Origin of the sequence: Psychroserpens sp., assembly GCF_047633235.1 — a bacterium.
In the GTDB taxonomy this organism is placed as follows: Bacteria; Bacteroidota; Bacteroidia; order Flavobacteriales; family Flavobacteriaceae; genus Psychroserpens.
Genome location: NZ_JBLIET010000028.1, coordinates 1 through 15,618, shown reverse-complemented (window position 1 = coordinate 15,618; position 15,618 = coordinate 1). Strand labels below are relative to the sequence as shown.

At 33.0% G+C, this 15,618-nt stretch carries 12 protein-coding genes; 5 read left to right on the top strand and 7 right to left on the bottom strand.

What is annotated here, in order from left to right; translation table 11 throughout:
• Positions 1-117 precede the first annotated feature (117 nt).
• The gene (bcp, locus tag ACJAZK_RS10175; RefSeq protein ID WP_415223855.1) at positions 118-573 is read right to left on the bottom strand and encodes a thioredoxin-dependent thiol peroxidase; all 456 of its coding nucleotides are present in this window, start codon (positions 571-573) and stop codon (positions 118-120) included.
• A gap of 35 nt (positions 574-608) precedes the next feature.
• On the opposite strand from bcp, the gene ACJAZK_RS10170 reads away from it, so the two are divergent.
• Positions 609-1,268, top strand: a complete 660-nt coding sequence (locus ACJAZK_RS10170; RefSeq protein WP_415223854.1) for an endonuclease III domain-containing protein — start codon at positions 609-611, stop codon at positions 1,266-1,268.
• Positions 1,269-1,395: 127 nt separating this feature from the next.
• Here ACJAZK_RS10170 and ACJAZK_RS10165 read toward each other — a convergent pair whose 3' ends face one another.
• Positions 1,396-1,539 carry a hypothetical protein gene (locus ACJAZK_RS10165; protein ID WP_415223853.1) on the bottom strand — a complete coding sequence of 48 codons (144 nt, stop codon included), beginning with the start codon at positions 1,537-1,539 and terminating at the stop codon, positions 1,396-1,398.
• 57 nt (positions 1,540-1,596) lie between these two features.
• On the bottom strand, positions 1,597-2,181 hold the full coding sequence (locus tag ACJAZK_RS10160) for an RNA polymerase sigma factor (protein WP_415223852.1): 585 nt from the start codon (positions 2,179-2,181) through the stop codon (positions 1,597-1,599).
• A 229-nt stretch (positions 2,182-2,410) separates the two neighbouring features.
• Here ACJAZK_RS10160 and uvrA point away from each other — a divergent pair, with 229 nt between their 5' ends.
• Positions 2,411-5,194, top strand: a complete 2,784-nt coding sequence (gene uvrA / locus ACJAZK_RS10155; protein ID WP_415223851.1) for an excinuclease ABC subunit UvrA — start codon at positions 2,411-2,413, stop codon at positions 5,192-5,194.
• 422 nt (positions 5,195-5,616) lie between these two features.
• Positions 5,617-5,790, top strand: coding sequence for a hypothetical protein (locus ACJAZK_RS10150; protein WP_415223850.1), 174 nt, complete (start codon positions 5,617-5,619; stop codon positions 5,788-5,790).
• On the opposite strand, the gene ACJAZK_RS10145 is transcribed toward ACJAZK_RS10150, so the two are convergent.
• Positions 5,777-6,895: a DUF3667 domain-containing protein gene (locus tag ACJAZK_RS10145; RefSeq protein ID WP_415223849.1), complete on the bottom strand. Its 1,119-nt coding sequence runs from the start codon at positions 6,893-6,895 to the stop codon at positions 5,777-5,779. The two genes, ACJAZK_RS10150 and ACJAZK_RS10145, sit on opposite strands and share 14 nt — an antisense overlap.
• A gap of 221 nt (positions 6,896-7,116) precedes the next feature.
• Between ACJAZK_RS10145 and ACJAZK_RS10140 the strand changes: the two genes are divergently transcribed.
• Positions 7,117-7,818 carry a hypothetical protein gene (locus ACJAZK_RS10140; protein WP_415223848.1) on the top strand — a complete coding sequence of 234 codons (702 nt, stop codon included), beginning with the start codon at positions 7,117-7,119 and terminating at the stop codon, positions 7,816-7,818.
• An 859-nt stretch (positions 7,819-8,677) separates the two neighbouring features.
• Positions 8,678-9,802 carry a hypothetical protein gene (locus ACJAZK_RS10135; protein WP_415223847.1) on the top strand — a complete coding sequence of 375 codons (1,125 nt, stop codon included), beginning with the start codon at positions 8,678-8,680 and terminating at the stop codon, positions 9,800-9,802.
• Between the two features lie 300 nt (positions 9,803-10,102).
• Here the strand turns inward: ACJAZK_RS10135 and ACJAZK_RS10130 are convergent, their stop codons facing one another.
• The 3 genes from ACJAZK_RS10130 to ACJAZK_RS10120 all read right to left on the bottom strand — a co-directional run bounded on the left by ACJAZK_RS10130 (position 10,103) and on the right by ACJAZK_RS10120 (position 15,378).
• Entirely contained in the window at positions 10,103-11,563 is a 1,461-nt protein-coding gene (locus ACJAZK_RS10130) for a polysaccharide biosynthesis C-terminal domain-containing protein (protein WP_415223846.1), read from the bottom strand.
• Positions 11,564-11,634: 71 nt separating this feature from the next.
• Entirely contained in the window at positions 11,635-12,924 is a 1,290-nt protein-coding gene (locus ACJAZK_RS10125) for a glycosyltransferase family 4 protein (protein ID WP_415223845.1), read from the bottom strand.
• Between the two features lie 15 nt (positions 12,925-12,939).
• A complete protein-coding gene (locus ACJAZK_RS10120) occupies positions 12,940-15,378 on the bottom strand; it encodes a YfhO family protein (protein WP_415223844.1) in 2,439 nt (812 codons plus the stop codon).
• Positions 15,379-15,618 lie beyond the last annotated feature (240 nt).

Here is a 15,618-nt window from a genome sequence, read left to right as displayed (position 1 = left end):
ATTTTGAAAAAAAACCACATGATTTTCATGTGGTTTTTTACGTTTATATAGTTTTATATTTATTTCAATACTGAAATATTAAAACTAGATAATTGTCTCGATTTAAGACCAAAAGGTCTAGTCTGTCAAAATCTGTGCAGTATGCTCTTTTGTTTTCACTTTAGAAATAACATCTTCAATAACACCTTTTTCGTCAATTACAAAAGTAGTTCTATGGATGCCATCATATTCTTTTCCCATAAATTTCTTTGGTCCCCATACCCCAAAAGCTTCAATAACAGACTTATCTTCATCTGCTAATAATGGGTAATGAAATCCGTATTTAGTTTTAAAATTAAATTGACGCTTAGCACTATCTGCACTAACTCCTAGAATCTCATAACCTTGAGCCTGAAAGCGTTCATAATTATCATTTAAATTACATGCTTCTGTTGTACAACCTGGAGTACTTGCCTTTGGATAAAAGAAAACAACCAACTTTTTCCCTTTGTAATCTCCTAAAGAAATTGTATTTCCTTGTTCATCTTGTGCTGAAAAATTTGGAGCTTGATCTCCTGCTTTTAATTGTGTCATAATTGTTAACTTTGATTTTAGTAAAAATACGACTTATGACCAAGCAAGAAAAGGTAGAATTTGTTATTAATACGTTAAAAGAACTGTATCCGACGATTCCTGTACCATTAGATCATAAAGATCCATATACGTTATTAATTGCGGTGTTACTATCTGCACAAAGCACAGATGTTCGCGTTAATAAAATCACACCTCTTTTATATGCAAAAGCAGATAATCCTTATGATATGATTAAATTATCTGTTGAAGAGATTCGAGAAATTATAAAACCCGTAGGATTATCTCCAATGAAAAGTAAAGGTATTTATGGCTTGTCACATATTTTAATTGATAAGCATGATGGTAAAGTTCCGAAGACTTATGAAGATTTGGAGGAGTTGCCCGCTGTTGGCCATAAAACTGCTGCAGTTGTTTTAGCACAATCCTTTGGAATTCCTACTTTTCCTGTAGATACTCATATTCATAGATTAATGTATCGTTGGAACCTTACTAATGGAAAAAACGTAGTGCAAACAGAAAGGGACGCAAAACGACTATTTCCAGAAGATGTTTGGAATGATCTTCATCTCCAAATTATTTGGTACGGACGAGAATACTCGCCTGCTAGAGCTTGGGATTTAGACAAAGATGTGATTACAAAAACGATTGGTCGCGCTTCGGTATTGAAGGAGTATTATGCTAAAAAGAAGAAATAATTTTAAGTAAAAAAGGGAACCCAGTTTTAGTATAAATAGAGAGTGATGGTTCTACTATGGAAAATTCAGCAACCATATAGAAATAAAAAAAAGTCCCGAAGACTAACAGAACGGGACTTTCTTAAATTTAATTTAGAAGTGCTTCAAACTTCAAATTATTGCAATGTATAACACTTAAAGCTTTGCTGTAATTCAAAAGAAAATTTACTGTTTCTTCTTTTGGATTTAGACTGTTTTGTTTTTTAAGACATTCTGAGTAAAGTTTTGCCATTTTACGTTTTTTAATTTGTTATATTCTTATTAACGTAATAAAACTTCCTTTATTATATCAATTTGTTAAAATGATATTATTTTGATCAATGACCTTTCTTAAATTAATGAGTGCATAACGCATTCTTCCCAATGCAGTATTAATGCTCACACCTGTACGTTCTGAAATTTCTTTAAAACTCATATCCTTGTATATACGCATTACCAAAACCTCCTTTTGGTCTTCTGGCAGTTCTTGAATAAGACGTCTTAAGTCGCATTCTACTTGGTCCTTGATTAATTGTTTTTCAGCATTTAACGATGGATCACCTAGTACAGAAAAAATATTAAAATCTCCAGAATTATCAAATTTTGGCATTCTATTATTTCTACGGAAATGGTCTATCACCAAATTATGAGATATACGCATCACCCAAGGTAAAAATTTACCTTCTTCGTTATACTTTCCGAGTTTCAAATTCTTAATAACCTTGATAAAAGCATCCTGAAAAATATCTTCAGTGATATCTCTGTCAAAAACCTTTGAATAAATAAAACTGTAAATTCTTTGTTTGTGTCTTTGGATAAGTACAGAAAGAGCGCTTTCGTCTCCATTCATGTAGTTCTTAACTAAAACAGCGTCTGTGATAAGTTCGTGTCTCATAATAATTACTTTAATGGCAAAGAATTTAATCTTAGCTTGGGGTTAATTTTTTAAAGTAATCTTATGGTATAAGCGCTATGTTTTAATTATTTAGGCTCAAATATAACAATAATCATTTCGTAATTCCAAAAAAAAATGACCAAACTTTAAAATAGTATTGAACAATAATCCATTTTTTAGGGACCTATAAAAGACTTATCTTTACACTTTCTTATTCGCCAAAACACCTATGAGCACTAATATTCTAGACCTTAATCCAAAAGAAAATATCATCATAAAAGGTGCAAAATTGCACAACCTAAAAAATATTGATGTTGTAATACCAAGAAATAAATTAGTAGTCATCACTGGTTTATCTGGTTCTGGAAAGTCTAGTTTAGCTTTTGACACCTTGTATGCAGAGGGTCAACGCCGTTACGTTGAAAGTTTATCTAGTTATGCACGTCAATTTTTAGGACGCCTCAACAAACCAAAGGTGGATGTTATTAAAGGTATTGCTCCTGCAATTGCAATAGAACAAAAAGTAAATAGTACAAACCCACGTTCTACGGTAGGAACAACAACCGAAATATATGACTATCTCAAATTATTATTCGCAAGGATTGGAAAAACCTACTCACCTATTTCTGGTGATTTAGTCAAAAAACACCGTACAAAAGATGTTCTAGATTTCGTAAAATCATTTGATGAACGTGAAAAATTATTACTGCTCTCTCCTATTATTTTAGAAGAAGGACGTACAATGCTAGATAAACTCAATGTTCTAAAACAACAAGGTTATGCCAGAGTTCAATATAAAGAAGAGGTGTTACGAATTGATGATGCCGCAGAAAAAGACTTGAAAGAAAATATTTTTCTCGTTGTTGATCGTATTGTAGTAAAGCACGAAGAAGATTTTTATAACAGATTAGCAGATGCTATTGAAACGGCGTTCTTTGAAGGTAACGGAACATCTATCATAGAATCGCTCTCAAATAATAAACGTACAGAATTCAATAATAAATTTGAACTGGATGGAATGATCTTTCTTGAACCAAATCCGCATTTGTTCAGTTTTAATAATCCTTATGGCGCTTGTCCAAAATGTGAAGGCTATGGCGATGTAATTGGAATAGATGATGACTTAGTGATTCCAAATACAGGATTATCTGTTTATGAAAATGCCATTTTTCCTTGGAGAGGAGACAGTATGGGCTGGTATCGTGATCAATTGGTAAACAATTCTCACAAGTTTGATTTTCCAATACATAAACCATTTTTTGAATTATCTAAAGCACAAAAACAACTCATTTGGGAAGGTAACCAATACTTTGAAGGTCTTAATTCGTTTTTTGCAGAATTAGAATCAAAAGCCTATAAAATTCAAAATCGTGTCATGTTATCTCGCTATCGCGGAAAAACAAAATGTACCGTTTGTAAAGGCAAGCGTTTACGTGATGAAGCCAACTATGTTAAGGTTGCTAATGTTACTATTACCGATTTAGTAGAAATGCCTTTAGATGAACTCGCCCTATTTTTTAAACAATTAAAGCTTGATGCTCACGATAAAACGATTGCCAAACGGTTATTAACAGAAATTGGTAACAGGCTTGCCTTTTTGAGTAATGTTGGTTTAGATTATTTGACACTCAACAGAAAATCAAATACGCTTTCTGGTGGTGAAAGCCAACGTATTAATCTCGCAACATCTCTAGGAAGCAGCTTAGTTGGCTCAATGTATATTCTAGATGAGCCCAGTATTGGTTTACATCCCAAAGACACAGAGAAATTAATAAAGGTATTGATTGCACTTCGTGATTTAGGAAATACAGTTATCGTAGTAGAACATGACGAGGATATCATGAAAGCTGCAGATGAAATCATTGATATTGGTCCAGAAGCAGGAACTCTTGGTGGAGAGGTAGTTGCCACAGGAACGTTTAAAGACATTTTAAAATCTAACTCGTTAACAGCTCAATATTTAAATGAAACATTGAAAATTGAACTTCCAAAGAAACGAAGAACCAGCAAATATCAAGTTGAAGTTATAGGAGCTAGAGAAAACAATCTTCAAAATATTAACGCAACGTTTCCTTTAGAAATGCTTACTGTAATTACAGGAGTTTCGGGTAGTGGAAAAAGTACATTAATCAAGAAAATACTATTTCCCGCAATTCAAAAAAAACTAACTGGTTTTGGTGACAAACCTGGGCAATTCACAGAACTTAAAGGAAATTTTAAAAATATAAAACACATTGAATTCGTAGATCAAAATCCAATTGGTCGCTCATCGCGTTCTAATCCTGTGACATATATTAAGGCTTATGATGATATTAGAGCCTTATTTGCTAAACAAAAATTAAGTGCAATTAGAAACTACCAAGCCAAACATTTTAGTTTTAATGTTGATGGCGGACGATGTGAAACTTGCAAAGGCGATGGTGAAGTGACCATTGAGATGCAATTTATGGCAGATGTGCACTTAACTTGTGAGACCTGTAATGGAAAGCGTTTCAAAAAAGATGTTCTTGAAGTAGCCTTTGAAGGTAAAAATATTGATGATATTCTGACCATGACTATTGATGATGCTATCGCATTTTTTGATACACATAATGTCACAAAAATCAAGAATAAGCTACAACCACTTCAAGATGTTGGCCTGGGTTATGTTGCTTTAGGACAGAGTTCTTCTACCCTATCTGGTGGTGAAGCTCAACGTATTAAACTGGCTTCTTTCCTAGGGAAAGGATCTAAAAGTGATAATGCGCTATTTATTTTTGATGAACCCACAACGGGACTTCACTTTCACGATATTAAAAAATTGCTAAAATCTTTTCAAGCACTAATTGAAAAAGGACATTCTATAATTGTGATTGAACACAATCTTGATTTAATTAAATGTGCCGACTATATTATTGATTTAGGCCCTGAAGGCGGAATTCGTGGTGGTCAACTTATGGCGCAAGGAACTCCTGAAGAGATTGTTAAGAATAAGAAATCTATTACTGGAGCATACTTAAAAGATAAAATATAATATTTTGAATTTCATAGAATCTGATCGTATCAAAAAACCGTATCTGTAAGCCCTATAATTAAAGGCGGTTCTAATTTTGAAACTCAGGTTTTACATCAAAATTCTAATCATAAAATATCATTTAAGCCATCGCTTGGTTACGACTTATTTTGTAGTGTTTTTGGCTTGGGGTCATTTATTTTACTAGCCATTGGTATTTACAAATACAACGTATATAAGAGTTTCGGTTTTTTATTAGACCATTGGTTTGTAGTCATTTGATTTTTATTTTGGACTATTGGAACGGTATTTTTATTTCGTAGCTTTTTCATGCCAATAGTTTTTGATAAGAGTATAAAGGGTTTTGCAAAGACAAGACTAAGAATTCTAAAAATAATAAAGCGCTTTCATCTATAATCGCTCTTCAAATAATTGGAGAAGTAGTGACTGATAAAGATAGTAGCTTTAAGAGTTTTGAACTCAACTTAGTTCTTGACGATTCTAACCGTTTGAATGTCATAGATCATGTTAATTTAAAAGGTGTGACAGCAGATGCTGAAACACTTTCTGCTTTTTTAAATGTTCCAATTTGGCACGCTTCTTCTAATAAAACATAAATGACAGTAGTCCAATTATTACAGCTGCTATTGGTATTACCATTAACATAAAAGTAAACGTAGCTACACCGCTTTTAAAGAAACTCAAGAACCAACCTTGACCGTAAAATCGTTTAAGTGCTATAAAGAGATACACAAAAGTTGAAAGCGCAATAAGAAAATCAATTCCGTTTGGTATTTCCCAAAAGAGATTAACTCCAAAAATGATACTGAAAACAGTAAACAAGAATGAAAAATAATAAAAGCTAAACACCAAATGATGCGCATAACGACCCTTATTATAAAATAAGATTTTTAAAATAAATGCAAATATTGGCAGTAAAAAGAAAAGTGCTATTGGAATCGTATCATAGAAAGCTTTTAATATACTGCCTCCATCTCGTGCTTTATAAAACTTTAAAGCTTGAGCATACATTTTTTTTGTGAACCAACCATCATCATCCTCTAATCCCATCGACTTATACAACTCGTCATCAGGGGCATTAACTTTAATTAACGAGTCTAATTCTGTCCCACCAAAATTAAAGTTCATGCCGTCATTTTTACTAAAATCATCACGAGCGATTAAAGAATCTATTTCTTTTTGATCAACACCTGCGAGCCATTTGTTATCCTCTAAAACTTTTCTAACTTCACTTCGAGCAATAGAATCGCTTTCGTGTTTTACTATTTTATTAATCGAGTCCACTTTTCTTTGCGCTGCAGAATCTTTTAAAACCACAGCTTCCGTTTCGTTAAAGGATTCTCTTATTTCTCTATTTACAATTTCTGCTTGATTGCGAACAGTGAATGAGAATATAAAAAAGAAGACTACTGAGATAAACAGATACATCTGTGCTGGATGTAAATACAGCAAGCGTTTACCTTCTAAAAATTTTTTCGCCAAAAAGCCTGGCTTAAATAAGAGTGGGATAAAACTCTTTAAAAACCGAGCATCAAAAGAAAAATAGTTGCTTATCGTGTTGTAGAATAAAACACCAATGGTAAGTTCATCATTTGTTTTTTGTCCGCAATTGGGACAAAAATCATATTGCTCCTTTAGAGTAGATTCACAATTTTGACATTGTGAAAATTCTTCTATTGTCTCTAAAGATTGATTTGTCATATTGATAGACTGGTTAGTTCTATAAAAGTAATAAAAAAAATGAGTTTCTCTAGATTTCCATGAAAAAACAAGCTCTTAAATACTTCATGAATTAATTACAAAATACTAATTATCAATTAACTATGTATTTTGGCACGCAAATTGGTTAATCATAACAAATAGCGTAAGTCTAAAATTTCTAAACGAGTTAGAAATAAGACTAAATCTAATAACCTGTAATTATGAAAAAGCAAGTACTTTATTTGGCAGCTTTGTTAATTGGATTAACATCTGCACAAGCAACTACAACAGGAATTGTTGTTAGTAATGGGGAAGATTTAAACAATGCACGCTATCGTTTTGCAGAACCTATAGTGTTTCTTGAACGAGGTGTAGAATTTATGATCTTTCCTGATGGAAGTTTCGATTTCAATACAGAAATCCAAAATAACGTCTCAGAAACGTATTACAGATCATCGCGAACGAGAAGACACTCAGTAAATACAACTTATGGAGCTCCAGGAACAGTGAATAGAGTTCATTACGTTTCGCCAAGACCAAGAGGTGTAATAATTACACATAATAGTAATGGTAAGGTTCGAAGAATTGGAAATGTATTTATCAATTATAATCGAGAAGGTCAAATTAAACGCGCTGGATCTATATATATAAGCTACCAACGCCGTGGATTACTTCGTCAAGTAGGCGGTTTAAAAGTAAACTACAACCGTTGGGGAAAAATCATACACTTAACAGGTATCGTTAACTATAATAATGCAAATCTTAACTGTGGCGTTGGATCAGGATATGATGGAAACCAAAATAATGGGTCTCATTCTAACGAAGGTCTTAATGAAAACTTCGATGATGATTTTTATTACTATCGTAAAAATGGTGAAGAAAAGAAGCAAAAGAAACAAAAAAGCACAACAATTAAATATTAATTTTTTTATTAGTTATTCATACAACTTTGAACCTATATAAAATCTCGAAGCGTTTCCCCAAACCTTCGGGATTTTTAATTTAAATCTCTGTATTACCGAGTTACTTATTCAATAAGCATTCTAATTTCATCATTAGGAATCATATCAATATTGATGTTAACAGGCTCTAATTAAATTGTTTACGACATGATGTTTGTCCGTTAATTTCAAATACCAGCATTCCTCTGGTTTCATATCTACAGTAGTAGTCAAATAAAATCTGACTTCCTTCTTATTTTATAATTCGTGTAGTTAATTGTATTACAGATCTCTCTATTTCTAAGCCAAGGATTCGATCATTATGTTCTTTAACTTCTGAAGTTGGTGCCAAACGAATTAGTTTCACTAAAGTTACAGTTGTTATTTCACGAAAAGAATCGATAATATTTTTTAAATAGCGTAATCTACTTAAGTCGTGCATGTCTAACCCATTTATCTAGGAACCGTCTGCATAATCGTCTACAGATTCAGGAACAGGTAGTTATGGATCAATAATATGAGTAATTCCTCTTAATTGAATGATATTGTAATACTCAAAATCTTTTAGCTGCAATGCATTGTATTCTTGACGCATTAGATCTAAATCAAAATCAAAAGGCATTTTAATATGATCCTTTTATAGTATGGATACCTATAAGGTTTTCATCTTTATAAAAGAGTCTGTTTTGTAATTCAACAAATTAATTATTTTTACTAAAATGTATATAAGTGAATTTATATTTTTACATAAAAAACTAGCCTTCAAGTGCTTAAATATTATTATTGTTTTTTGGCACGCTAATTGACTTATACATACTGTAATCAAAATACCCTTACAATTATGAAAAAATTAATATCCCTTTTTACCCTTTTGCTCTTAGTAGGAACAACGGTAAACGCAGCAACCACAAACACGTTAGAAACGAATACATCAAAAAACGATGTTAGAGGTTATGGTAATTCTTTCATATTTGTAGAAGGTCGAGTCGAATTTTCGGTTTTTCCTGATGGACAATTTGATTTCTTCATGCAGAATTATGGTCCAGATGTGAATATTGGAATCAATACACCAGGTGCATCTATAAGTTTTAACTCTGGATATGATTATAACCCATACATACAGTATGACGATTTTGGAGCAATTATCCAAATTGAAAATACAGCAGTTTTTTATGATTATTTTGGTCGTGTGACTCAAATTGGTAATATTAATATTAACTATAATTCTTTTGGACGTATCAATAGATTAGGAGGATTATATGTACACTACAACAGCAATAGAATGTTCTCTCATCACACAGGTTTTATTAACATGTATAATAGAGCTTACGTTTTTAGACCATGGCACACATATTATGTAATACCACAAGTAAATTTCTGTATCGTATATGCAAGACCTTATAGACAATTCTATACGCCTGTTAGACATACATATTACAGGCCTTATAGAGATAACTACAGACAAGAGGTTAGAAGAAATAGCAGACGAGGTACGCTGGCTACAACTGGTCGTAGAGGTTCAGCAGTTAATAACCGTTATAGACAAGAAGCCTCTCCAAGACGTGGAGATAGAATAGCTACAACGACACCAAGACGAACAGGAGATAGACATTTATCTTCGACTCCAAGAACGGCTAGAGATAATAGAGTTACAACATCAACACCTAGAAATCAAGGAAATGTATCGACACCAAGAAACATTAGAACCCCTCGAAAAAAAGGTAACGATACAAGTATAACACCTAGAACTAGAAATGTGACTAAATCATCTAGAACTGTGTCTAATACTAAAGCGACACCTAGAGCGGTTAATAAAAATACGAGTATAAGAAAACCAAAAGCAAAAACTACTCGTATATCTAATAACAAAAGAAGTCAAAGTCAGTCACAAGTAAAAAAATCAAGTTCAAGAACATCTTCTAAAGGAACAAGTTCTAGAACAAATAGAACAAGATCACGTTCATAACAGTATTAAAATTTTGGTTGGTTAGTAGATTGTCCCATAAGAGTTCGCCTCAAAGCACCTTATGGGACTTTCTCATGAATATCCAAAAAAGTAAGTATGTATCTTTTCAGATTAATTATCGCCTGGTCGCTTAGCTTGACGAAATAGAAGTAGACCTCTTTTTATTTATAAAGTTGTTACACTGAGATTATCGCAGTTCTGGCAGAAACTCACGGCCCTTTAATTTATATACTAAGAGATTTTAATTCACTTTATTTTCTACCATTGCAGCTTTCATATCGAAACAAATCGATGGTGTATTTATCTTTTCAACCTCAAGTATTTTCTTATGACTGCAGAAATATCTCCGGAAACGTTAAGTTTATATATGATAATGACGTAGACAACTCCAATGGCAAGAGACTTCAGGAAAATATTCAAATAGGCATTAAACGGAAATTCCCAAAAGTAGAACCCAATCACTAAAAACATCAAAAGTATTGTGACTTTTAATGTTTCCGAAGTAAATGGAAGCATATTAAATTTTTGCTGTACAAAAAGGACTTTAATCGTATTGTATATCACAATAGCGATGAAGGTCGCTAGTCCAGCACCATTAATTCCATACATTGGGATTAATATCATATTAAGAATAATTGCCAAAACTGCTAAAATAACACCAAAAACCAATACCATTCTATAATAGTCACTATTGAACAATATCGCATTATTATTTCCCAGAAGATTGTCGTATAATTTAGCAATACTTATGAGAAATACGACAATTAATCCACCACTAAATTCCGAAGGAATAATCACATACAGCTGATTGATATTTAAAACAATTAGCAAAAAAATGAAACCACTAATTACGTATAGGGTTAATGAACTTCGTTGGTATAAATCTTTAAGAGCTTCCTTATTCTTTTCATTTAAAAACTGAGCTGTAAGCGGTAATAAAATTTGATGCATTGCACGCTGTGGAACGGCAATCACTGTGGCTATAAAAACTGCAACGCTATAATACGCTACTTGTTCAATTTCAATATAATTATTAAGCATAAACTTATCGAGATCTAAGATGATAGTGGCAATTGAACCTGCTATGATAATAAGTGACGAGTACTTTAATATCGTACTCAACTTATCAATTTTACTAAATCTAAATACGGGAAGCCTTCTGCTAAATGAATAGAGCATCATAATTAGCGCTCTTAGTATATAAACACCAACAATGCCTAGCATAAATTGATCAACATCTATACATTTAAAATAGACTGCAAACAACAGTAGCATGGCACCTACACGATGAAACACCTCTTTCATGAAATTACCAAAAACAGTTTGCATTTGTACTTTCATCCAAGCATAGAAAACCTCAAAATAAGCCATAGATAACGCAGTAAGAAAAATATACCAAAGGTAGCCTCTAACAATTTCGTTTTTTGTAGTCAGGAAATCTGCAATGGTATCATAAGCTATGTAACCAATAAAAGCCAAAGGTATTGAGAGCACGATGGGCAAAAAAAGCATTAGAGTTAAGAAACTGTTGAGTGAGTTTTTAGTTTTAAAAGTAGAGTAAAATTTCACAATTGTATTATGAGTTCCAAAAGCCATTAGTGGCATCATAATATTGGCTGCAGAGAGTATGTATGCAACGAGTCCGTAATATTCAACACTTATAAAATTAGTATATAGAAAGAGTGCGCTGATGGCACCTAAAATAAACCCTAAATAGGTTGTAATTGTGTTTCGCAAGGATTGATGAATGACAATTCCCATAAACTTAAACTTGCAAAAAATTAAATTCCAAATTCCAAAAAACTACAAATTTCAATGTCATTAGTGCGATTTTAAGACTCCTCTTTTAATACTTCTGAAAGTTTTTGGCTAAGCGACTTTCTACTATACTGTTCTAATCCAATCGCATTTACAGCCAAAGTATTAGCTTTATAAGCTTCAAAATACAATAAAATTTGTGACTTCATATCTTTCTTGTCGGTGTAATAAAAATAGTGTCCCGTATTTGTAGACTTTAGTATTGTTTCTACATCAGAATCTTTTGGACCCACAGCTATAATTGGAGTTCCTGATGCCATATATTCATATAATTTACCTGGAATAATAACCTTAGTATCTGCAGAATCTATTTCAACCATTAATAACACGCGCGACTCCATTTGCGCTTTTATGGCTTCCTGATGAGTAACGTAACCTATATTATGAATGTAAGTTTCTATTTTAAAGTCTTTTAATGTTTTCAAAACATCCTCACTCACAACACCTATTAATTTTAACTGAAATGTACTTCGGAAATCTTCATTCTCAACAATAAGCTCACTCAAAGCATCCCATAATTGCTTTGGGTTTCTTTCAGATAATAAGGAGCCTATATGCGCTAAGGTGAACTTTTCGTCTTTTTTGGGTCGCTCAATCTTATGAGCATCATAACCGTTAGTGATAACGGTTATAGGCTGTTTTGTTTTAGCTAAAAATTCTTTTTTTGTGTTTTCACTGGTGACTATAATTTGGTTTGCAGATTGTAATACTAGTGCTTCTAAGACTTTATGTTTTTCTGCGGAAGATTTCGACAGTTTTAGAGCCTTATGGTAGCCAATCGTTGTCCAAGGATCTCTAAAATCTGCAAGCCACTTAACGCCTAGTTGTTCTTTTAATTGTAGACCTATTAAATGTAAACTATGTGGTGGTCCAGTCGTAACTACAGTTTCAATATTGTTATCTTTAATATAATCTGAAAGAAATTCTACAGAAGGTTTTACCCAATTTTTACGCGCATCGGGAATAAAGAAATTACCTCTTACATACAACAACAATCGTTGCACGACACTTTGCTTTTTTGTCTTCGGAATAACACCAGAACTAATCTGCTTAGCATCCTTTTTTGACAATAGATTAGCAAAACGATAAGGTTCGCTAATGGGTTGCTTTATAATTTTTATATCTGCGGAAACTTCTGCTAATAAACTCTTGTCAACAATAGGGTAACTTGGGTTTACTGGACAATACACAATAGGTTCAATCCCAAAATCAGGTAAGTATTTCACAAACTTTAACCATCGCTGAACACCTGGTCCTCCTGCTGGTGGCCAATAGTAAGTAATGATGAGCACTTGTTTCTTCATTTACTAAAAAATGAACTAATTATTTTCTCTCTTCCTAAACCCTAACCAAATACCAGCAATCAATAACAGTCCAAATACCACAGAACTCCCAAGAGCGATCATGCTTCCGGTTTGTACCACTTGAGGTTCAAATTTAAATATTATATTATGAGTTCCTGCAGGTATTTGCAATCCTCTCAGTGTATAATTTACACGTTGAATTGGTACTTCATTTTCTCCTATAGTTGCTATCCAACCGTTTCCGTAGAACATTTCAGAAAAAATGGCAAAACCATCATGTGAGTTTGCTGAGGTGTAGGTCAACTTGTTGGGTTGATGTGCTGTTAGCGTTATTGTCGCTGTAGAGTCCACATTAAACCGTTTAGACGATAATTCTGAAACAGTAGTTACCGCTTTAATTAAAGTTTGTAAACTATCCAATGCTCTAATTTCGGCATTCGCAGAATCTAATTTCTCTAGCTCACTGACAAACCACGCATTACCATTAGCATCTTCATTAACATAAGGAAATACCTGTCCTTGCTCCTCTGCAATAAAATATTTGGTGTTAAGCATGTTAAGGACGTTCATATTATTTTTAGAAATATGAAAATCATACAATTCATCAAAGCGTTTTAATTTTGCTGCGTGATAGCCACTTAATGAATTATGAAAATAGGCACCTCGGGCTGGTGCTCTGCTACCTTCTGTAGAAATATCAAGAACTCTAAAATAGCCTTTATCTTCCATAATCTCTAAATCTGCAGCATTTGGTTGATACGGTTTATCAACTTTATAAGCAGAAATAAAATTATCTGAATTCACATAACGTCTATCAACTCCTACTAAGTCAAATAATATCAAAATAGCGAAAATCCCAACGACTAAAGTTTCAGAAATTTTCTTCTTTATAAATAAGAATATTGTTCCTGCAGATAATAATACTAATAGCAATGTACGCAGCGTATCTTCTGTAAAGAATGCTTTTCTATCCTCTCTTAGCGCATCAATATAGCCTTGACCATATTCTCCATAAGCTTGTCTGTAGTAACCATCATTAACTCCTGAGAATTCAAAAAATGTAGATTTAAATAATAAGAATATTAATGCTACACCTCCTGCTATTGCCAAAGAAATCTTAAGCGCCCTAAGTTTATGCTCCTCTTTATCAAAATCATTAAATAACTTCACTAATCCAAAAATAGCTAAGACGGGAACACATAATTCCACAATAACTTGGATGGAGCTTACGGCTCTAAATTTATTATATAAAGGCACATAATCGATAAAGAAGTCGGTTATAAAACCAAATGGAAAGCTGTCTCCATAAGATAAAATTAGGGATAGAATAGTCCCGCCTACAAGCCACCATTTTAGGCGACCTCTTACCAAAAATAGAGCAAAAACAAATAAGAATATAATGACTGCTCCAATATAAGCTGGCGCTTCAACGATGGTTTGTTCTCCCCAATATGTAGGTGAGTTCTGAGATTCTTGTAAAGCTTGTACAGGAGTTGCTCCAATATTTTTAAAAAACTTATAAATGGCTGAATCCTTACCAACATCTTCTCCACTTCCTCCTCCTAAAAATCTTGGGATATAGAGATTAAAGGTTTCTGTGAGCCCGTAGCTATACTCTGTAATGTAAGCTTTACTCAAACCAGACGTTACTTCTTTTGGAGAACCATCTGGATTTATAGTCAGTTCACTTTGTCCTCGCGTACTTTCTTTGACATACTCTTGAGTGGCTAGAATATTGGTTGCATTAAGCCCTATAGCTATGATCAAAGCAATAACCATTAAGCCAACCGACTTAAAAAAGTGTGGTAACATCTTTTTTCTAAACGCATCCACTAAATAAGCAATACCTAAAACGAGCACCAACAACATTAAATAATAGGTCATCTGAAAATGGTTAGCACCAATTTCTAAACCTAAGGCGACTGCTGTCAATAGAAAACCTGCAATATACTTTTGCCTAAAAGTGAGTACTATTCCTGCGAGAACTAGTGGCATATAGGCAATGGCATGTGCTTTACTATTATGTCCAACGCCTAAAATAATAATAAGGTAGGTTGAAAAACCAAATGCTAAAGCACCTAAAGCTGCGAGTTTATAATCGACTTTTAGACAGAGTAATAAGATATAAAACCCTATAAAATATATAAAAAGATAATCTGCTGGACGTGGTAAAAATCGTAAAACAGAATCTAATTTCTTGATGTAATTATGAGGATATCGCGCGCCTAATTGGTAGGTCGGCATTCCACCAAAAGCGCTATTAGTCCAATAGGTTTCTTCTCCTGTAGTGGCTTTGAATTCTTTTTGTTGCTCAGCCATACCGATGTAATGCATGATATCACTCTGATATATTTTTTTCCCTTGTAAAACAGGACTAAAATAAGCCAACGAAATGACCACAAAACCAACTAAAACTAATAAATGGGGTAGAAATTTTTTAAATGGAGATTGCATGGAACACTATTAATTTGAATGATCTTGAAAAGTAGTTATTTTTTTTAAAATAACTTTAAATACGCACATAAAGAATAATCATCATATCAAACTAAGGTGATGTGAGAATGGCATTAATCAACATCTTCATAATCGATATACTCACCTACTTTATTATTTGATGAGGAGTCTCTATTAGGAATCTTATCAATAACCGTTTCACCTTCCTTCTGCTTTGGTTCTGGTCTCTGTTGTTGTTGT

What these genes read in the sequence shown, in the direction of transcription:
- bcp (WP_415223855.1), bottom strand. Translation starts at nt 573, where the DNA reads ATGACACAATTAAAAGCAGGAGATCAAGCTCCAAATTTTTCAGCACAA.
- ACJAZK_RS10120 (WP_415223844.1), bottom strand. Translation starts at nt 15,378, where the DNA reads ATGCAATCTCCATTTAAAAAATTTCTACCCCATTTATTAGTTTTAGTT.
- ACJAZK_RS10145 (WP_415223849.1), bottom strand. Translation starts at nt 6,895, where the DNA reads ATGACAAATCAATCTTTAGAGACAATAGAAGAATTTTCACAATGTCAA.
- ACJAZK_RS10160 (WP_415223852.1), bottom strand. Translation starts at nt 2,181, where the DNA reads ATGAGACACGAACTTATCACAGACGCTGTTTTAGTTAAGAACTACATG.
- ACJAZK_RS10140 (WP_415223848.1), top strand. Translation starts at nt 7,117, where the DNA reads ATGAAAAAGCAAGTACTTTATTTGGCAGCTTTGTTAATTGGATTAACA.
- ACJAZK_RS10135 (WP_415223847.1), top strand. Translation starts at nt 8,678, where the DNA reads ATGAAAAAATTAATATCCCTTTTTACCCTTTTGCTCTTAGTAGGAACA.
- ACJAZK_RS10125 (WP_415223845.1), bottom strand. Translation starts at nt 12,924, where the DNA reads ATGAAGAAACAAGTGCTCATCATTACTTACTATTGGCCACCAGCAGGA.
- ACJAZK_RS10165 (WP_415223853.1), bottom strand. Translation starts at nt 1,539, where the DNA reads ATGGCAAAACTTTACTCAGAATGTCTTAAAAAACAAAACAGTCTAAAT.
- uvrA (WP_415223851.1), top strand. Translation starts at nt 2,411, where the DNA reads ATGAGCACTAATATTCTAGACCTTAATCCAAAAGAAAATATCATCATA.
- ACJAZK_RS10130 (WP_415223846.1), bottom strand. Translation starts at nt 11,563, where the DNA reads ATGGGAATTGTCATTCATCAATCCTTGCGAAACACAATTACAACCTAT.
- ACJAZK_RS10170 (WP_415223854.1), top strand. Translation starts at nt 609, where the DNA reads ATGACCAAGCAAGAAAAGGTAGAATTTGTTATTAATACGTTAAAAGAA.